The 17,340-nt window shown below is 73.2% G+C and carries 19 protein-coding genes; 10 read left to right on the top strand and 9 right to left on the bottom strand.

The genetic code is table 11. The features are described 5' to 3' along the window. The 3 genes from CR470_RS25445 to CR470_RS25435 all read left to right on the top strand — a co-directional run. Positions 1 to 1,021, top strand: a 1,021-nt coding sequence (locus tag CR470_RS25445; protein WP_097869866.1) for a hypothetical protein, incomplete at its 5' end; no start/stop codon positions are given. A 242-nt stretch (positions 1,022 to 1,263) separates the two neighbouring features. After that, positions 1,264 to 1,494, top strand: coding sequence for a hypothetical protein (locus tag CR470_RS40750; RefSeq protein WP_257138915.1), 231 nt, complete (start codon positions 1,264 to 1,266; stop codon positions 1,492 to 1,494). Between the two features lie 168 nt (positions 1,495 to 1,662). Continuing rightward, positions 1,663 to 1,818, top strand: a complete 156-nt coding sequence (locus CR470_RS25435) for a hypothetical protein (RefSeq protein ID WP_097869864.1) — start codon at positions 1,663 to 1,665, stop codon at positions 1,816 to 1,818. Between the two features lie 68 nt (positions 1,819 to 1,886). Here the strand turns inward: CR470_RS25435 and CR470_RS25430 are convergent, their stop codons facing one another. Next, a complete protein-coding gene (locus CR470_RS25430) occupies positions 1,887 to 3,653 on the bottom strand; it encodes a dolichyl-phosphate-mannose--protein mannosyltransferase (RefSeq protein ID WP_097869863.1) in 1,767 nt (588 codons plus the stop codon). Positions 3,654 to 3,706: 53 nt separating this feature from the next. Here CR470_RS25430 and rsmI point away from each other — a divergent pair, with 53 nt between their 5' ends. Beyond that, on the top strand, positions 3,707 to 4,627 hold the full coding sequence (gene rsmI, locus CR470_RS25425; protein ID WP_218923781.1) for a 16S rRNA (cytidine(1402)-2'-O)-methyltransferase: 921 nt from the start codon (positions 3,707 to 3,709) through the stop codon (positions 4,625 to 4,627). A gap of 3 nt (positions 4,628 to 4,630) precedes the next feature. Here the strand turns inward: rsmI and CR470_RS25420 are convergent, their stop codons facing one another. Genes CR470_RS25420 through CR470_RS39735 form a run of 5 tightly spaced genes read right to left on the bottom strand, consistent with a single transcriptional unit; the run spans position 4,631 to position 8,573 of the window. Continuing rightward, positions 4,631 to 5,686, bottom strand: coding sequence for a serine hydrolase domain-containing protein (locus tag CR470_RS25420; RefSeq protein WP_097869861.1), 1,056 nt, complete (start codon positions 5,684 to 5,686; stop codon positions 4,631 to 4,633). Then, on the bottom strand, positions 5,683 to 6,612 hold the full coding sequence (locus tag CR470_RS25415) for a DUF6895 family protein (RefSeq protein ID WP_097869860.1): 930 nt from the start codon (positions 6,610 to 6,612) through the stop codon (positions 5,683 to 5,685). The genes CR470_RS25420 and CR470_RS25415 overlap by 4 nt, the downstream gene beginning before the upstream one ends. Next, a complete protein-coding gene (locus CR470_RS25410; protein ID WP_097869859.1) occupies positions 6,609 to 7,670 on the bottom strand; it encodes a DUF6895 family protein in 1,062 nt (353 codons plus the stop codon). Before CR470_RS25410 ends, CR470_RS25415 begins: the two co-directional genes overlap by 4 nt. Further along, positions 7,667 to 8,386, bottom strand: a complete 720-nt coding sequence (locus tag CR470_RS25405) for a hypothetical protein (protein ID WP_097869858.1) — start codon at positions 8,384 to 8,386, stop codon at positions 7,667 to 7,669. Before CR470_RS25405 ends, CR470_RS25410 begins: the two co-directional genes overlap by 4 nt. A gap of 10 nt (positions 8,387 to 8,396) precedes the next feature. After that, positions 8,397 to 8,573 (bottom strand): hypothetical protein, encoded by a 177-nt coding sequence (locus tag CR470_RS39735; protein WP_007455151.1) that lies wholly within the window; start codon positions 8,571 to 8,573, stop codon positions 8,397 to 8,399. A gap of 452 nt (positions 8,574 to 9,025) precedes the next feature. Here CR470_RS39735 and CR470_RS25395 point away from each other — a divergent pair, with 452 nt between their 5' ends. The 4 genes from CR470_RS25395 (at position 9,026) to CR470_RS25380 (ending at position 12,355) form a co-directional block, all read left to right on the top strand. After that, positions 9,026 to 9,397: a hypothetical protein gene (locus CR470_RS25395; RefSeq protein WP_097869857.1), complete on the top strand. Its 372-nt coding sequence runs from the start codon at positions 9,026 to 9,028 to the stop codon at positions 9,395 to 9,397. Between the two features lie 202 nt (positions 9,398 to 9,599). Then, a complete protein-coding gene (locus CR470_RS25390; protein WP_097869856.1) occupies positions 9,600 to 10,475 on the top strand; it encodes a TatD family hydrolase in 876 nt (291 codons plus the stop codon). Between the two features lie 75 nt (positions 10,476 to 10,550). Continuing rightward, the gene (rsmA, locus tag CR470_RS25385) at positions 10,551 to 11,423 is read left to right on the top strand and encodes a 16S rRNA (adenine(1518)-N(6)/adenine(1519)-N(6))-dimethyltransferase RsmA (protein WP_097869855.1); all 873 of its coding nucleotides are present in this window, start codon (positions 10,551 to 10,553) and stop codon (positions 11,421 to 11,423) included. Positions 11,424 to 11,428: 5 nt separating this feature from the next. Then, entirely contained in the window at positions 11,429 to 12,355 is a 927-nt protein-coding gene (locus CR470_RS25380) for a 4-(cytidine 5'-diphospho)-2-C-methyl-D-erythritol kinase (RefSeq protein ID WP_097869865.1), read from the top strand. Here CR470_RS25380 and CR470_RS25375 read toward each other — a convergent pair. Further along, entirely contained in the window at positions 12,333 to 13,064 is a 732-nt protein-coding gene (locus CR470_RS25375) for a hypothetical protein (RefSeq protein WP_097869854.1), read from the bottom strand. The genes CR470_RS25380 and CR470_RS25375 overlap by 23 nt on opposite strands. 308 nt (positions 13,065 to 13,372) lie before the next feature. Between CR470_RS25375 and CR470_RS25370 the strand changes: the two genes are divergently transcribed. Next, positions 13,373 to 14,719, top strand: coding sequence for an acyltransferase family protein (locus tag CR470_RS25370; RefSeq protein WP_097869853.1), 1,347 nt, complete (start codon positions 13,373 to 13,375; stop codon positions 14,717 to 14,719). On the opposite strand, the gene CR470_RS25365 is transcribed toward CR470_RS25370, so the two are convergent. Beyond that, entirely contained in the window at positions 14,713 to 14,973 is a 261-nt protein-coding gene (locus CR470_RS25365) for a Txe/YoeB family addiction module toxin (protein WP_097869852.1), read from the bottom strand. The two genes, CR470_RS25370 and CR470_RS25365, sit on opposite strands and share 7 nt — an antisense overlap. Then, complete coding sequence (locus CR470_RS25360; RefSeq protein WP_097869851.1) at positions 14,970 to 15,221, bottom strand: type II toxin-antitoxin system Phd/YefM family antitoxin; 252 nt, start codon at positions 15,219 to 15,221, stop codon at positions 14,970 to 14,972. Before CR470_RS25360 ends, CR470_RS25365 begins: the two co-directional genes overlap by 4 nt. A gap of 139 nt (positions 15,222 to 15,360) precedes the next feature. On the opposite strand from CR470_RS25360, the gene CR470_RS25355 reads away from it, so the two are divergent. Then, the gene (locus tag CR470_RS25355) at positions 15,361 to 17,181 is read left to right on the top strand and encodes an ABC-F family ATP-binding cassette domain-containing protein (RefSeq protein ID WP_097869850.1); all 1,821 of its coding nucleotides are present in this window, start codon (positions 15,361 to 15,363) and stop codon (positions 17,179 to 17,181) included. The last annotated feature ends 159 nt before the right edge of the window (positions 17,182 to 17,340 follow it).

Below are 17,340 nucleotides of genomic sequence, written 5' to 3'. Positions count from 1 at the left end.
AGATGTGTATAAGAGACAGGCCCTGGCCCGGCCCGGCGACGTGGACGGCCCGGCGAGGGCCGGATGGCTGGTGGTCCTCGCCGCCTGCGCCGTCGCGTTCACGGGAAGCTGCCTCCGGCTGCGGGCCCGGCGTCGGCAGCGGGCCCTGGCGCTGGCCGCCGCGGGAGAACGCCGCTTCCCGCTGCCCGAGGGCACCCCGGAATCGGACGGGCGCCGAGGCCACCAGCAGGTCTACCTCGGGCTGGCCCTCTGCCTGGTCGCCGCCTGCGTCCTCATCGAGGGCCTGTTCGGGGAACCGTCCGCCTCCGGTGTCGCCTACGACGCCGTCGGGCAGCAGCGCATCGCCCTGGTGCTCCTCGTGGCCGGGACGTCCGTCTACGGCCGGGGTCAGCTCGCCCACCTGGCGGCCCGACGGCTGCACCGGGAGGCCCAGCCGGCCCTGATCGTGGGCGTGCGCGCGGGTGCGGACGGACGCCACTGGGTGTGCGCGGACGCCCGCACCCGCTCCGCGGCCCCCCTGATCACGTACACCCCCCGCAAGGGCGACACCCGCGAACGGACGCGGCTCCTGGGCAGCGGCTCGGCGTACGGGGTGGGGAACGGGCACCACGACATCGATCCGCAGCACGAGCCCTTCGAAGCGGTCCTGTACGGCACCCTCGCGGAGGGCGACGAGGCCGTCCTCGAATACGCCTGCGCCGAGTACCACCGCCACCAGGAGCTGGGGCGGATGTACGCGACCGTGACCGCGGTCCCGCTCCGCCCGGACCGCCGCCACGGGCTGGGCCCGTGGGAACCTGCGGACGGCGCCGCCCGGCAGCAGGAGCGGTTGCGCGAGGGCCGGGAGCGGGCGGAGCGCTACCGGCGGGCGGAGCGCGAGGCGGAGGAGCGCCGCAAGAACCCGCCGCCCCGCTCGTCGCGCGGGTCGAGCGGGCGCGGCTCCGACACCCGGTACAACGGGGGCGGCGGCTGCGGCTCCACGTGCGGGTCGAGCTGCGGAGTCGGCTGCGGGGGCGACTGATCCCGGGCCGCCGTCGACGACGCCGGGCTCCACGTCGATCTGCGCGTTCCCGCCGCCGAGGTCGAGCCCGCCGACGCCGTCCCCAGCTCGAAGACGCTCCGCGCGTCCCTGCTGATGTCACTGGCCCTCGCCCTGTTGCTGGGCGCACTGTCGGGATTGGTGATGTTTCCGCGGCTCAGCACCTGCGCTCCCTCCAGGACGGTGAGCGGGCTCGGGCGACCCTGCACACCAGTGGTGCGTGCATGGCGGGTCAGTGCGAGGTGAAGTTCGAGGCCGGTGGGCAGACCGTGGTGGCGGACCTTCCGGTGGGCAGCGGAGGCGGCAAACGGTCCGTCGGAGCCGTGATGACCGTCCGGTACCAGGCGGACGACGCGCGGGTGGTCGCCCGTGAAGACGATGTCGGGGGCGCCGTGCTCTTCCTGCTGCTTTCGGGGGTGGCCGCGATTTTTCTGGCGCGACAGCGGCGATCGTGACGGCGATGACGGCTGAGCAATGTATGAATGCCGAATTGCCGGGCACCAGGACTTTCGCAATGAGGTTCTGGGACATCCGGAACCGGGCGGTACCGGTGAGGTGCACTGAGGCCGTTGTGAAGCGCAGGCGCATACGCGTCTGAACCGTCTTGACGATGGGAAACGAAAATGATCATCCTTGGGCTTATTCTGCTGGTCGTCGGCCTGCTTGTCGGTGTGGGGCTCCTGACGACCATCGGCGGCATTCTCATTCTGGTGGGTGCCATCCTGTGGATCCTGGGTGCGACCGGCCGCGCTGTGGGCGGGCGAAAGCACTTCTTCTGACGGCCGCGACGATGTGTCGTCGCGGCCCGCCCGCGTTTCGGCTTCCTGCCCCGGTCGAACCGCGCCCCCTACACCCACGTGTCCAGCCACATCCGGTCCCGCCACAGGTCCTCCGGGATCGACGTCCCCGTGAACAGCGGGTGGAAGTAGATGAAGTTCCAGACGATCAGGAGCACCAGCACGCCCACCGCGATCGCCCCCAGCGTGCGGCGGCGTTCGCCGCCGGGGTCCTGGGCGGTGAGGCCCAGTTCGGCCCGGGTGCCCGTGCCCGCCGCCGGGCCGACGATCGCGCCCAGCATCATCGTCACGGCCAGACACAGGAACGGGACGAACACGACCGCGTAGAAGAGGAAGATCGTCCGTTCCTGGTAGAAGAACCAGGGCAGCCAGCCCGCCACCACACCGCAGGCGATCGCGCCCGCCCGCCAGTCGCGGCGGAAGAACCAGCGCCAGAGCACGTACGCGAGGGCGAAGCACGCCAGCCACCACAGCAGCGGGGTGCCGATGGCGAGGACCTCGCTGGCGCACTTGCCGGTCGCCGACTCCTTGCAGCCGGTCTGGTCCTCGTAGAAGTACGACACGGGCCGGCCCAGTACGAGCCAGCTCCACGGGTTGGACTCGTACGTGTGGCCCGAGGTCAGGCCGACGTGGAAGTCGTACACCTGGTTCTCGTAGTGCCACAGGCTGCGCAGCCAGTCCGGCAGCCAACTCCAGGCGGAGTCCTTGCCCTCGGTGGCCGCCCAGTTCCGGAAGTAGCCCTTGTCCGTGACGATCCAGCCGGTCCAGGAGACGACGTACGTGACGATCGCGACCGGCACCGTGGAGAAGAAGGCGGGGATCAGGTCCCGGCGCAGCACCGCCCGGTAGGGGTGCACGGCACCCGCCGTGCGGCGCGCGCCGACGTCCCACAGGACCGTCATCAGGCCGAACGCGGCCAGCACGTAGAGGCCGTTCCACTTCGTGGCGAAGGCCAGGCCCAGCATGACGCCCGCCGCCAGCCGCCACGGCCGCCACCCCAAACGCAGGGTCTCCGCGATCCGCGCGTCCGGGCGCAGGACCTCCTCCGCGTCCACCGGCAGCGCGTCGGCCCATCGGCGGCGGGCATGGTCCCGGTCGGCCACCAGGCAGCCGAACGCGGCCAGGACGAAGAACATGACGATCAGGTCGAGCAGCGCGGTCCGGCTCATCACGAAGTGCAGCCCGTCCACCGCGAGCAGCAGGCCCGCCAGGCAGCCCAGGAACGTGGAGCGGAACAGCCGCCGGCCGATCCGGCAGAGGAGGAGAACGGAGACCGTGCCGAGCACCGCCACCATGAAGCGCCAGCCGAACGGCGTGAAGCCGAACAGCTGCTCACCGAAGCCGATGATCCACTTGCCGACCGGCGGGTGCACCACATAGCCCGGGTCGGTCGGGATCGGGACGGAGGAGGGGTCGTTCAGGATCTGCTTGTCGACGTCCTTGGGCCAGGACCCCTCGTACCCCTGGTTGACCAGCGCCCAGGCGTCCTTCGCGTAATACGTCTCGTCGAATATCACCGCGTGCGGCTGGTCCAGCTTCCAGAAGCGCAGCAGCCCGGCGACCAGCGTCACCAGGAGCGGGCCGCCCCAGCCGGACCACCGCACCAGCCGGTCGGCCACGTGCGGCGGGATCGCGAGCACCGACCACACCTGCCGTCCGGGCCGCGTGTACGGCGGGTCCAGCCGGTCGCGGAGAGAGGTCTCCGGCCGGGGAACATGGCCGAAGCGGCGCAGCCGCCGTTGCCAGGAGGTCGGCTGTTCGCCGAGCGGTTCCCCGGCGTCTTGGCCCCGCTGGGTCTCGGGTGCGGTACTCGTCACCGCGCCATCGTAGGGAACGCATCTGTGCGAAGGGCGCTGCCCGTGCTGCGAGGATGGCTGTTGTGACTGGAACGACTGGAACGCTCGTGCTCGCAGGGACCCCCATCGGTGACGTGGCGGACGCCCCGCCACGCCTGGCCGCCGAACTGGAGCGGGCCGACGTCGTCGCCGCCGAGGACACCCGGCGGCTGCGCCGGCTCACCCAGGCGCTCGGCATCCACACCTCGGGGCGTGTCGTGTCCTACTTCGAGGGGAACGAGTCCGCCCGTACGCCGGAACTCGTCGAGGCCCTGACCGGCGGCGCGCGTGTCCTGCTCGTCACGGACGCGGGCATGCCGTCCGTCTCCGACCCCGGCTACCGGCTCGTCGCCGCGGCCGTGGAGAAGGACATCCGTGTCACCGCCGTCCCCGGGCCCAGCGCCGTGCTCACCGCGCTCGCCCTCTCCGGACTGCCCGTGGACCGGTTCTGCTTCGAGGGGTTTCTGCCCCGCAAGGCCGGTGAACGGCTCTCCAAGCTCCGCGAGAACGCCGACGAGCGCCGCACGATGGTCTACTTCGAGGCCCCGCACCGGCTCGACGACACCCTCGCCGCGATGGCCGAGGTCTTCGGCGACGGGCGGCGCGCCGCCGTGTGCCGGGAGCTGACCAAGACGTACGAGGAGGTCAAGCGCGGTCCGCTCGGCGAGCTGGCCGAGTGGGCCGCCGACGGCGTGCGCGGGGAGATCACCGTCGTCGTGGAGGGCGCCACCGACTCCGGCGACGAGGGGCTGGACGCCGAGGAGCTGGTGCGGCGCGTGCGGGTGCGCGAGGAGGCGGGGGAGCGGCGCAAGGAGGCGATCGCCGCCGTCGCCGCCGCCGCCGGGCTGCCCAAGCGGGACGTCTTCGACGCGGTGGTGGCCGCCAAGAACGCGGAGAAGGACGCGGGGAAGAGCGCGGGGAAGAGCGCGGGGGAGGCCTCCCCGCCGAAGCCGTAGCGCTTATGGCGTTTCCGTCAGCAGGCCGTACGCCGTCGCGACGAACGTGTCCGCACGGTGCACCCGCCGCGTCGCCGTCGCCGCCACCGCGAGCCCCGTGTCCGGACGGAAGCCCAGGAACGCCTGCTGGCCCAGGGTCGCCCCCGCGTGGAAGAGGACCGGGCCGTACGGGGACGGATGGTGGAACCACGTGAGCGTGTGGGTGTGGGCGTGCCGCAGGCCGCGCCGCAGCAGGGGGCGGCATACGTCGGTGAGCGCGGCGCTCAGTGTCGGGTCCCGGGGGTCCGGCCCGCCCACGTGCGCCTCCAGGAACGTCAGCAGGTCCAGCGGGGTCGCCCGGACCGCACCCGCCGCCGTGAAGCCCCCGGTGTCCAGCGCGGGCACCGGCGTCCCGTCGCGGCGGTGGCCGACCGCGTCGGTGCCCTCCGGCCCCGGGCGCACCCGGGTCGCGTCCAGGCCCAGCGGGGCCAGCACCTGCTGGTGCAGCAGGACCTCCCACGGCGTGCCGGTGGCCGCCGCCAGGGTGTGGCCGAGGACCGAGACGGCGAAGTTCGAGTAGTGCCAGCGGGTCCCGGGCCGGTGGCGCGGGCGGGCCCGCAGGAAGGCCCGGACCACCCGGTCGGCCGGGTAGCCGCCGTACGGGTCGGTGGACCAACGGGGCACCGCCTGCGGGTAGAAGTCGGCGGGCAGGCCCGGCAGCCCCGAGGTGTGGGTGAGCAGATGGCGCAGGGTGATCCGGCGCACCGCCGGGTGCACCGGGAAGCCCGGGGCCAGCAGATCCGCCGCCCGGTCCGCGTACCGCACCCGGCCCTGCGCCACCAGCCGGGCCAGCAACAGCCCCGCGAACGGCTTCGACGCCGAGCCCAGCTCGTAGCTCAGCCGCTCCCGGCCCACCGGGCCCGGTTCCGCGCCGCCGCCGGTGTGGACGGTGCGCACCCCGTCCCGGCTGACCGCGAGCACCAGGTCCGGCGCGTCGACCGCGCCGGCCGCCTCGGCGAGGAGGCGCGCGTCGGCCGGGGAGCCGGGGGCGCCCACGCGGACCACCGTCGTGTCGGTCATGCCGGGGCCGGTGCGGCGCTGAGGTCGGACAGGGCGCGGGACAGCGCGAGCGCCGAGGCGAACGCGGCGACCAGCGTCGGGTGGTAGACGAGGTCGAACACCGACTCCTCGTCCCCCTCCGGCATCCCGCCGACCACCGGCATCGCCCCGTCCGGCTGCTGGGCCTGCGCGAACCCCTGCCAGGCCGCCGGGTCCAGCGTCGGTTCGGGGAGACACGCGTCGACCACCAGCAGCTCGCCCAGCAGGTCCCAGCGCTTCAGGTCCAGCCAGTCGTCCAGCCAGACCGGCAGCCACAGCGCCAGGTACTCGGCGATGTCGGCGGGCAGCCCGGTGGGCTTCTCGCCCCAGTCGGTGAGGTGGAACACCGTGTGCGTGATGTCGTAGCCGATGTGGCCCTCGACCGTCCACGGCTCGGCCCGCCGCGCCAGCCAGGTGTGGGCCAGCGCCGCCGTCTCCGGGACGCTGGGCTCCACCCCGAAGCGCCGCTCGATCGCGCTCAGGCCGAGCCGCCGCACGGGCAGCACCTCCAGCGCCGCCCAGCTGGCCAGCCGGTGGTTGAGCCGGATCGCGGACTCCAGGTCCGGCTGCCGGTAGCCCAGCTCCCGGAACGGTACGTAGACCTCCAGCGGCACCGGTGAGAGCGGTTCGCGCCGCTGGCCCTCCAGCAGCCGGGCCCCGGAGTCCAGCAGCTCGTGCCAGGCGTGGTCCAGCAGCTTGTGGGCCAGGGAGGACTGCTGCGAGCCGGCCACGCCCTCGCGGAAGATGACCTTGCCGATCAGCGCCAGCTCGCCCAGCGGCTTGAAGCGGTCCAGCATCCCCGCCTCCGGGGACGGGTCGGCCTCCAGCCGGAACCCCTCCCGGTGTTCGTACAGCCAGCCCAGGGCCTTCGCCCCCACGTCGTGGATCTGCTGGATGCCGCTGCTCATGCGGTCCGCCTTTCCCGGCCGGGCACGGTCTCGCCGGCCCCGCGCGGCGGCCTCAGGGACAGGGCCGCGGCGAACGCCGTCACGAGCGTGGAGTGGTAGCAGTCGATGAAGGGGTACGGGTCCGGCGCCGTCGTGTCCGGCACCGGCGGGCCCGTCTCCGGTACGCAGCCGCTCGGGTGCTGGACGTCCGCGAGTACCGGCCAGACCGCGTCCAGCAGTGGTTCCGGCGCCGGGCCGGGCAGGGACGCGGCGACCGCCAGCAGTTCGCCGGTGAGGTCCCACTGGCCGCTCTCCAGACAGCCGTCGGCCCACGCGGGCAGCCAGGTCCGCAGATAGCCGTCGAGCCGCGCGGGGACCCGGTCGGGCATCCGCCCCCAGTCCGTGAGGTGGAAGACGGTGTGGGTCAGCGCGTAGCCGGAGGGGCCCTCGAACATCCATGGCTCCGACAGGCCGCCCAGCCAGGTCCGGGACAGGACCGCGCCCGCGTCGGTGTGGGGCACCGCTCCGACCCGCCGCTCGGAGTTGACCAGCCCCAGCTGCCGGTTGGCGTGCTGCTCGGTGTGGGCCCAGGCGCGGGTCGCGGTGAGCGGGCGGGCCAGGGCCTCGAAGCCCTCGTGGCGCAGCCCGTACCCGGCGAAGGCGGCGTAGATCTCGTACGGGTACGCGGCGAACGGCTCGGCGCGCAGCAGCTCCAGGAGCAGCTCGCCCGCCGCCACCTGCTCCCAGGCGTACGCGACGAGGTCCCCGGCCAGCTCGTGTTCCGGGGTGCCGGGGGCGGTGGTGCGGCGGATCGTGGAGCCGAGCTGGGCCAGTTCACCCAGCGGCTTCAGGGTGGCGTTGACCTGGGTGTGGGGTTCCAGGACGTCGTCGGGGAGGGTGAAGTGCGTCCGGTGCGCGTCGGTCCAGGCGAGGGCTCCGCGCAGGACGCCGGGGAGGACGGCGAGCGCGGCGCCGGGGGCCGCGTGCTCCCGGTGGGCCGCGCCCCCGGGCCCCGGGTATCCCCGCGGGCCCTCGGCCGGGCGGTCCTGGGAGGGGCCCTCGGTCGCGGTCGTGGTCACCGTGGATTCGCCTCGGCCATCAGCCGGGCGGCCCGCACGTGGAGGGTGACCCGGGGGTCGTGGCCGCCCATCAGCTCGACGAACTCCAGGCCGCGTTCCAGACCCAGCGTCGCCGGTTCGCCGCCGATGGCCGCGAGCCAGCGGCCCGCGCCCGCCGCCTGGAGCCAGTCGCGTCGCCGGACCGCGCGGACGAAGCCGCGCGCCAGGTCGACCGCCCGGTTCGCCGCGGCACGCCGCACGGCCGAGGGGGCGGCCGGGACGGCGAGCGGCGCGAGGACCGAGAGCTGGTGGGTGAACGCCTGCCAGGGGGCCTCCTCCAGCCAGGCGGCGTCGGGCTCCGCGTACGCCCCGGGCGCGCCGGGTACGCCGGACGCGCCGGGGGCCGGGGGCGCCATCCGCTGGAGCGTGGAGATCATGTGCCAGTGGCTCCAGGCCGTGGCGGCCGGAGCGTCGGGCTTGGGCGGGAACTCCCGCACCGCCCGGTCGAGTACGGCGACGTCTCCCGGATGCGGATGACGTCCGTACAGAACACTGGGCAGCAGCAGGTCGGCCCCGATGACCCGTGCCGCCGCGATTCCGGTCCGATTCTCCTCGTCGATTCCCGCCGCGCCGCACACCGTGGCGAGGTGGTCCCCGCTCCGAAGAGCGAGGACCACCTCTGTTGCCAGGTCATGCACGGCGCCCGCCAGGGGCGACGAAGCATGTGTCTGGTCCATGTGCCGGCGACTAGCCCTTCTTCGGGCGCGGGGTCGGGGGCGAGAGCAGCAGTGCCCCGCCGCCGGCGAGAAGCGCGAGATAGGCGCACTCGCGGGAGTCGCGGTACAGACCTTCGACCTCGCCCGGGTTGAGGGCGGCGTCGAGGTCCAGCTCGATGTCGGTGGCAGTGGTGTCCGTGGTGAACATGGGTTGTTCCCCGTCCTGTGGGAAATGGGGTGGACGTAATGAGTGAAAAGGAGGAATGGGGGCGCCGCAAATCGGCGTGCGGCATCCGGGGAAATCGCGTTTTCAATTGAATGGTGAATTCATGGGGTGCGGGTGGGGGAAAAGCCCGGGAATTCAAGGGAGGAGGAGGGGGCGGACGGGGGTGGTGCGCGGGCGCGTTCACGGTCGGCGGGCGGCGCGCTCGGGGCGCTCGGTGGCCCGGCGGTCACGCGTTGTCCTCCGTTGGTCCAGTCCGACGCCATGCGTCGGCAAAGGGCGGCCAAAGGAGGCCAAGAACGCACCAACATCGGGCCTGAGCTGGTGCGTCCGTACGGGTGCAGGTGTCCACTGGAAGGGACGGGCCACCTGCTCGAACACCCTCGGTCGGGCCGCCCGCCCCCGGAGCGCGTGACCCGCGGCCAAGAGGAGCAGGCATGAGCGAGATCGCAGCCACCACTGTCCATGAGGCGTATGCCTTCGCCTGCATGAAGTGCGGGTACGGCTGGGAGCAGTCCTACGAGATAGAGCACCACGTCGACGTCCACGGTCACGCCTTCGTCGTCTACACGGCGGGCGGCGAGCGCGTGCCGTCCCCGCTCTCCACGCCCACCTGCACGAACTGCGGCGGACACGTGGTGCGGATCATGCGGGCGGGGCGGGTCGCGGGCGTCCAGGAGCTCCTGCGCAAGCAGCAGACGCCGCGCGCCGAGGCGACCGCCGCGGAGGACCGGGCGGTGTCGAGCGCCGCCGCCCCGGCCCGGCACCGGCGGCTGTCCGACCTGCTCCACCCCTTCCACCGCCGGTGACACGGACCCACCACCGCCGGTGACACGGACCCACCACCGCCGGTGACACGGACCCACCACCGCGGGCGACGTGCTCCTTCCGGCGCGGGCGACGTGCTCCTTCCGGCGCGGAGGGGGTGGGCCGTCCGTCGCGGATGACGTACCCGGGTGGCTTCCGCAGCCGACGGTCGTACGAGGGTGGGGCCCTCGTACGATCGTCGGCATGAGCCGTACCGAAGCCCCGCCGCTGCCCGAGCCCCTCCGGGTTCCGGTCGCCGACTCCCACACCCACCTGGACATGCAGGACGCCACCGTCGAGGAGGCCCTCGCCCGGGCCGCCGCGGTGAACGTGACGGCCGTCGTCCAGGTCGGCTGCGACGTGGCCGGCTCCCGCTGGGCCGCCGACACCGCGGCCGCCCACCCCGCCGTCCACGCCTCGGTCGCCCTGCACCCCAACGAGGCCCCGCGCATCGTCCACGGGTACGTCGAGGGCACCGACGGCACCGCGCGGCAGCGAGCGAGGGAGCCCGGCGGCAAGGCGGCGCTGGACGAGGCGCTGGCGGAGATCGACGCGCTGGCCGCCCTCGACCACGTGCGCGGGGTCGGCGAGACGGGCCTGGACTTCTTCCGCACCGGACCCGAGGGCGTCGCCGCCCAGGAGGAGTCCTTCCGGGCCCACATCGAGATCGCCAAGCGGCACGGCAAGGCGCTGGTCATCCACGACCGCGACGCGCACGAGGACGTCCTGCGGGTCCTGCTCGACGCGGGCGCGCCCGAGCGGACCGTGTTCCACTGCTACTCCGGTGACGCCGACATGGCCCGGATCTGCGCGCGGGCCGGGTACTTCATGTCCTTCGCGGGCAACGTGACCTTCAAGAACGCCCAGCCGCTGCGGGACGCCCTGGCGGTCGCCCCGGCCGAGCTGGTCCTCGTCGAGACGGACGCCCCTTTCCTCACCCCCGCCCCGTACCGCGGGCGGCCCAACGCGCCCTACCTCATTCCGGTCACGCTCCGCGCCATGGCCGAGGTGAAGGGCCTGGACGAGGATGTGCTGGCCGCCGCGATCTACGACAACACCGCGCGCGCGTTCGATTTCTGACCGTCGGCCGGGCCTCCTGCCGTACGCGCAGCGGGGGGCGGGCCCGTGGCCCCACCGCGGCCGTAGGCTTACCGGGTGAGCAGCACAGAGCCCGACGCCCTCCTGGGCCCCGCAGACATCCGCGACCTGGCCGCGAAGCTGGGCGTACGCCCCACCAAGCAGCGCGGTCAGAACTTCGTCATCGACGCCAACACCGTCCGCCGTATCGTGCGCACGGCCGAGGTCCGCCCGGACGACACCGTCGTCGAGGTCGGCCCCGGGCTCGGCTCGCTGACCCTGGCGCTGCTGGAGGCGGCGGACCGGGTCGTCGCGGTCGAGATCGACGACGTGCTCGCCGCCGCGCTGCCCGCCACGGTCCAGGCCCGGATGCCCGGGCGCGCCGACCGCTTCGCCCTGGTCCACTCCGACGCGATGCTGGTCACCGAGCTGCCCGGCCCGGCCCCGACCGCGCTCGTGGCGAACCTCCCGTACAACGTGGCCGTGCCCGTCCTGCTGACCATGCTGGAGCGCTTCCCCAGCATCGAGCGGACCCTCGTCATGGTCCAGGCCGAGGTCGCCGACCGGCTGGCCGCCCGCCCCGGCAACAAGGTCTACGGCGTGCCGTCGGTGAAGGCCAACTGGTACGCGGAGGTCAAGCGCGCCGGGTCCATCGGCCGCACCGTCTTCTGGCCCGCCCCGAACGTCGACTCCGGGCTCGTCTCCCTGGTCCGTCGCACCGAGCCCCTCGCCACCACCGCGTCCCGCGCCGAGGTCTTCGCCGTCGTGGACGCCGCCTTCGCCCAGCGCCGCAAGACCCTGCGCGCCGCCCTCTCCGGCTGGGCCGGCTCCGCGCCCGCCGCCGAGGCGGCGCTGGTCGCCGCCGGGATCTCGCCGCAGGCGCGCGGCGAGGCGCTGACGGTGGAGGAGTTCGCGGCGATCGCGGAGAACAAGCCGGAGGTGGCCCGGTGAACCCCGTGGGCAGGGCAGTCACCGTCCGCGTCCCCGCCAAGGTCAACGTCCAGCTCGCCGTGGGCGCCGCCCGCCCCGACGGCTTCCACGACCTGGCCAACGTCTTCCTCGCCGTCGGTCTGTACGACGAGGTCACCGCGGTCCCCGCCGACGAGCTGCGCATCACCTGCTCGGGCCCGGACGCCGCCCAGGTCCCGCTGGACACCACCAACCTCGCCGCCCGCGCCGCCCTCGCGCTGGCCGAGCGGCACGGCGTCGAGCCCGCTGTCCACCTGCACATCGCCAAGGACATCCCGGTCGCGGGCGGCATGGCGGGCGGCAGCGCCGACGGGGCCGCCGCCCTCGTCGCCTGCGACGCCCTGTGGGGGACCGGCGCGAGCCGCGACGAGCTGCTCGCCATCTGCGCGGAGCTGGGCAGCGACGTGCCGTTCAGCCTGGTCGGCGGGGCCGCGCTCGGCACCGGACGTGGCGAGAAGCTGACCGCGATCGAGGTCGGCGGAACCTTCCACTGGGTCTTCGCGGTGGCGGACGGCGGCCTCTCCACGCCCGCGGTGTACGGGGAGTTCGACCGCCTCACGGCCGGCACCGAGGTCCCGGAGCCGTCCGCGTCCCCCGCCCTCCTCGCCGCCCTGCGCTCCGGCGACCCCGGCGCACTCGCGAAGGCCCTGAGCAACGACCTCCAGCCCGCCGCGCTCTCCCTGCGCCCCTCCCTCGCCAAGACCCTGGCCGCGGGCACGGAGGCAGGCGCCCTGGCCGCCCTGGTCTCCGGCTCCGGGCCGACGACGGCGTTCCTGGTGGCGGACGAGGAGACGGGCCGGAAGGTCGCGGACGCGCTGCTGGCGTCCGGGACCTGCCGCAACGTGCGCCCGGCGGTGTCGCCGGCGCCGGGCGCCTCGGTGCGTCCGTGCGTCACTGCCAGCGGTACGGCGTGATGCTCGGGTCGTAGGAGCAGGTGACCATCGTCCTGTTGGTGGCCATGAGCGTGCGGCCGCGGTCGGCCTTCGGGCAGAACTGGCCGTCGACGACGGGGTGTCCGTTGGACGTGCAGGCGTAGCCCTGCTTGCCGTCGGAGCAGGTCGTCATCGAGCCGCCGGCGGGCTTCGTCGGGGCCTTGGCGGGGGCCTTCGTGGGGGCCGGGGCGGGAGCGCGCGTCGCGGTCGGCTTCGGGGCGGCCGTCCTCGGCGGGACGTAGGCCGGGTCGTTCTTCTGGTGCAGATAGCCGTGGAAGCTGGTCGTGCAGTCGCTGTAGTCCTTCGCGAGCCGCACGGTGACCGTGGCGTCGGCGGCGAGTCGTGTGCCGCGCCCGGGACGGGTGTCGCAGACGTACCAGCCGTCGTGGTCCCGGGGGAGGGTGACGTCCTTGTGCTGGGCGGCGGCCGTCAGGCGCGCGGCGGATATGTCCTGGCGGGTGAGCTCGGCCCCCGCCTGCTCAAAGGTGCGCCCGTGCAGGGCGGGCACGACCGGATCGGGCGTGGCGGTCGCGGTGGCCGTGGGAGAGGCCGTGGGGCCGGCCGAAGCCGTGGGCGTGGCGGTGGGTGTGGTCGCCGGGGCGCTGTCGTCGGTCTCTGTGCCGCCCTCGCATCCGGCCAGGGCGAGTACGCCCAGCAGGACGGCAGGGGCGAAGTGGCGGGGAATCCGCACGGTGCTGGTACTCCGGTTCTCGGGAACGGCGGGCGCCACGGCGGAATGCCGAGGTGCGGCCGGTGTGCCTGCCCTGCCCCGCGAGCTGCGACGACGGGCCGCACGGGGCTGCGAACCCCCGGCGGCCTGCGTCGTCTCCCCCGAAGAGCAGCTTTTTGGTTGTTTTACTGGTCAAGGACGGGCCTGTCCAGGTCTACTCCGCAGTACGGCGATTCCGGCGCGATCCGGCCGCCGACCCGGCTACTCAGGCGCCCAGTTGAGTACGCGCACCCTGCCGCGCCCCGCCCGGCTCGCGCGACCGTACGTCCATGGGATCAAGTGTTCGTGAACTGGCCGGGGCGACGCCCGCCACCCGGGACCGCTACGTCGACCTCCTGCGGGTCGCCTCGCTCGGCGCGGTCGTGCTCGGCCACTGGCTGATGGCCGCCGTCACCCCGGACGGGGTGGGCAACCTGCTCGCCGTCGTCCCGGCGCTCCAGCCGCTGACCTGGCTGCTCCAGGTCATGCCGGTGTTCTTCTTCGTCGGCGGCTTCTCCCACGCGCTGTCCTACCGCTCCCTGCTCCGCAAGCGACCCGAGGCCGCCTCCGGGGCCTCCACGGACTCCGTCTACTCCGCGTTCCTGCGGGCCCGGCTCCAGCGGCTGCTGCGCCCGACCACGGTCTTCGTCCTGGTGTGGGGCGCGGCGGCGCTGCTGGTCCAACTCCTCGGCGGGGGCGGCGGGCTGACCGGCGTCACCCTGCGCATGGTGACCCAGCCGCTGTGGTTCATCGGGATCTACCTGGCGATGGTCGCGTTCACCCCGCCGCTGCTGAAGCTGCACGAGCGGTACGGCTGGGGGGCCTTCGCCGGACTGGCCGGTGCGGCGCTCGCGGTGGACGTGCTGCGCTTCGCGGCCGGGGTCCCGTACGTCGAGTTCCTGAACTTCGCGTTCGTCTGGCTGGCCGTCCACCAGCTCGGCTTCCTGCGCGCCGACGGCCGTGTCCGCCGCCCCGCGCTCCTCGCCGGGGCGGGCCTGGTCACCGCGGGCGCGCTGGTGGCGTTCGGGCCGTACCCGCTGTCCATGGTCGGGATGCCCGGCGAGAAGGTCAGCAACATGGCCCCGCCCACCCTCGCCCTGCTCTGCCACGGCCTCTGGCTCGTCGGCGCGGTCGAGCTGCTCCGCGCCCCGGCCGCCCGTCTGCTGGCGCGCCCCCGGGTCTGGCGCACGGTGGTGGCGGCCAACGGGGTGGCGATGACCGCGTTCCTCTGGCACCTCACGGCGATGTTCGGGGTGTACGGGGCGATGCTCGCCCTCGACGTCCCGCTGCCCGAGCCCGCGTCGGCCGCCTGGTGGGCCCAGGTCCCGCTGCGGATCGCCCTCGCGGCGGCCCTCACCGCCGGACTCGTCGCCGCCTTCCGCGCCTTCGAACGCCCGGCCCCCACGGCTCCGGGAAGGCCGGGGGCCACGGGAGCGGGCCCCCTCGCGGCCCTCGGCGCGACGCTCTGCCTGCTCGGCGTGCTGGGCCTGTCCATGGTCGGCTTCGGCGGCCTGCTGGACGGCCGTACGGCCCTGCTGATCGCGGTCCCGGTCAGCGCCCCGGCCGCAGTCGCGATGACCCTGGGCGGCTGGCTGCTGGTGGAGCGGGCGGGGGGCAGGCGGGACCGGGGTCAGTGACCGTAGTGGTAGCGGCAGGCGGCGACACGGACCTCATCGTCGACCACTTTGTAGATGAGCCGGTGCTCGTCGGTGATGCGGCGGGACCAGTACCCGTGAAAACCGTGCTTCAACGGTTCCGGCTTGCCCATTCCTTCGTTGCCGTTCCGGGCGATGTCCTGGAGCAGTGTGTTGATCCTCTTGAGGATCTTACGATCCTGGTTCTGCCACCAGACGTAGTCGTCCCACGACGACTGGTCCCACACGAACTTCACTCGGCAAGTTCCCGTACGGTGCCGCCGCCGCTCTCCAGGCGGTCGATCGAAGCCAGCAACCGACGCGCGTTCTCCGGGCTCCGGAGCTGGTACGCCGTCTCTTTCAGGGACTCGTACTCATCGAGTGCCACTATCACCACCGGCTCATGTCCGGCACGCGTGACCACCACCTCCTCGCGGTCGTCCACGACCGCGCTCAGGGTCTCGGCGTATTTGGCGCGGGACTCGGTGTAGGTCATGGTCCGCATGATCGCCTCCCGGGGATGTACGTGATCCTGTACGTACAGAAAACTGTACCGCGCTGTCCCGTTGGCGGGACCGCGCACCCCGCCCCCGCCCCCGCGCCGTACCCTGGAAAGGTCGATCAACCCCCTGGACAGGAGTGAAATGGCCGTCAATCTGGTCAATGTCGAGCAGGTCAGCAAGGTGTACGGCACCCGTGCCCTGCTCGACGGTGTATCCCTCGGGGTGTCCGAGGGCGACCGGATCGGTGTCGTGGGCCGCAACGGCGACGGCAAGACCACCCTCATCCGGATGCTCGCCAAGCTGGAGGACGCGGACACCGGCCGCGTCACCCACAACGGCGGGCTGCGTCTCGGCGTCCTCACCCAGCACGACTCCCTGGACCCGACGAAGACCATCCGCCAGGAGGTCATCGGCGATCTCGCCGACCACGAGTGGGCGGGCAGCGCCAAGATCCGCGACGTGCTCACCGGGCTCTTCGGCGGCCTGGCCCTCCCCGGCTTCGAGCACGGGCTCGACACCGTCATCGCCCCGCTCTCCGGCGGCGAGCGCCGCCGTATCGCACTGGCCAAGCTCCTCATCGACGAGCAGGACCTCATCGTCCTCGACGAGCCCACCAACCACCTCGACGTCGAGGGCATCTCCTGGCTGGCCGGCCACCTGCGGACCCGGCGCTCCGCCCTCGTCTGCGTCACCCACGACCGGTGGTTCCTCGACCAGGTCTGCACCCGCATGTGGGACGTCCAGCGCGGCACCGTCCACGAGTACGAGGGCGGCTACAGCGACTACGTGTTCGCCCGCGCCGAGCGGGAGCGCATCGCCGCCACCGAGGAGTCCAAGCGGCAGAACCTCATGCGCAAGGAGCTGGCCTGGCTGCGCCGCGGCGCCCCCGCCCGCACCTCCAAGCCGCGCTACCGCATCGAGGCCGCCAACGAACTCATCGCCGACGTGCCGCCGCCGCGCGACACCAGCGAGCTGATGAAGTTCGCCAACGCCCGCCTCGGCAAGACCGTGTTCGACCTGGAGGACGTGACCGTCCAGGCCGGGCCCAAGACCCTGCTCACCCACCTCACCTGGCAGCTCGGCCCCGGCGACCGCATCGGCCTGGTCGGCGTCAACGGCGCGGGCAAGACCTCGCTGCTGCGCGCGCTCGCCGAGGCCGCCCGCACCCAGGGCGACGAGCAGCCCGCCGCCGGGAAGGTCGTCGTCGGCAAGACCGTCAAGCTCGCCTACCTCTCCCAGGAGGTCACCGAGCTCAACCCGAACCTCCGGGTCCTGGAAGCCGTCCAGCAGGTGCGCGACCGGGTCGACCTCGGCAAGGGCCGCGAGATGACCGCCGGTCAGCTCTGCGAGCAGTTCGGCTTCACCAAGGAGAAGCAGTGGACGCCCGTCGGCGACCTCTCCGGCGGTGAGCGCCGCCGGCTCCAGATCCTGCGGCTGCTGATGGACGAGCCCAACGTCCTCTTCCTCGACGAGCCCACCAACGACCTCGACATCGAGACCCTGACCCAGCTGGAGGACCTCCTCGACAGCTGGCCCGGGTCGATGATCGTGATCTCCCACGACCGGTTCTTCATCGAGCGGACCACCGACCGGGTCATGGCTCTCCTCGGCGACCGCGCCCTGCGCATGCTGCCGCGCGGGATCGACGAGTACCTGGAGCGCCGGCGGAGGATGGAGGAGGAGTCCACCCCCTCCGCCGCTGCCGCGCCCCGTACGTCCACCGCGACGGCCGCCGCCCCGGCCGTCTCGGCGCAGGAGGCCCGCGCCGCGAAGAAGGAGCTGCAGAAGGTCGAGCGGCAGCTCGACAAGCTTTCCACCCGCGAGACCGCGCTGCACAAGCAGATCGCGGACAACGCAACCGACTTCGAGAAGGTCGCGGGGCTCGACGCCGAACTGCGCGAACTCGTCACCGAGCGGGACGAGTTGGAGATGCGCTGGCTGGAGCTGGCCGAGGACGCCTGACGGAGGCCGGTGCGGCGGGTGGTAGAACGGGACGGCAGGGACCGTACGTTCGAGGGGGAGCACACCGATGTCGCAGCCGCCGCCGTCGCAGGGCGGGCCGGGAGAGCAGGAGGGCTTCGGTGCTCCGTACGAACCGCGGCCCGGTGCGTACGGAGCACC

The organism is Streptomyces sp. rh34 (assembly GCF_002551245.1).
Lineage (GTDB): Bacteria > Actinomycetota > Actinomycetes > Streptomycetales > Streptomycetaceae > Streptomyces.
This window is presented reverse-complemented; position numbering and strand designations above follow the sequence as displayed.

What these genes read in the sequence shown, in the direction of transcription:
- CR470_RS25405 (WP_097869858.1), bottom strand. Translation starts at nt 8,386, where the DNA reads ATGGACCAGACACATGCTTCGTCGCCCCTGGCGGGCGCCGTGCATGAC.
- CR470_RS25390 (WP_097869856.1), top strand. Translation starts at nt 9,600, where the DNA reads ATGAGCCGTACCGAAGCCCCGCCGCTGCCCGAGCCCCTCCGGGTTCCG.
- CR470_RS39735 (WP_007455151.1), bottom strand. Translation starts at nt 8,573, where the DNA reads ATGTTCACCACGGACACCACTGCCACCGACATCGAGCTGGACCTCGAC.
- CR470_RS25415 (WP_097869860.1), bottom strand. Translation starts at nt 6,612, where the DNA reads ATGAGCAGCGGCATCCAGCAGATCCACGACGTGGGGGCGAAGGCCCTG.
- rsmI (WP_218923781.1), top strand. Translation starts at nt 3,707, where the DNA reads ATGGCTGTTGTGACTGGAACGACTGGAACGCTCGTGCTCGCAGGGACC.
- CR470_RS25435 (WP_097869864.1), top strand. Translation starts at nt 1,663, where the DNA reads ATGATCATCCTTGGGCTTATTCTGCTGGTCGTCGGCCTGCTTGTCGGT.
- CR470_RS25370 (WP_097869853.1), top strand. Translation starts at nt 13,373, where the DNA reads ATGGGATCAAGTGTTCGTGAACTGGCCGGGGCGACGCCCGCCACCCGG.
- CR470_RS40750 (WP_257138915.1), top strand. Translation starts at nt 1,264, where the DNA reads ATGGCGGGTCAGTGCGAGGTGAAGTTCGAGGCCGGTGGGCAGACCGTG.
- CR470_RS25355 (WP_097869850.1), top strand. Translation starts at nt 15,361, where the DNA reads ATGGCCGTCAATCTGGTCAATGTCGAGCAGGTCAGCAAGGTGTACGGC.
- CR470_RS25420 (WP_097869861.1), bottom strand. Translation starts at nt 5,686, where the DNA reads ATGACCGACACGACGGTGGTCCGCGTGGGCGCCCCCGGCTCCCCGGCC.
- CR470_RS25395 (WP_097869857.1), top strand. Translation starts at nt 9,026, where the DNA reads ATGAGCGAGATCGCAGCCACCACTGTCCATGAGGCGTATGCCTTCGCC.
- CR470_RS25360 (WP_097869851.1), bottom strand. Translation starts at nt 15,221, where the DNA reads ATGCGGACCATGACCTACACCGAGTCCCGCGCCAAATACGCCGAGACC.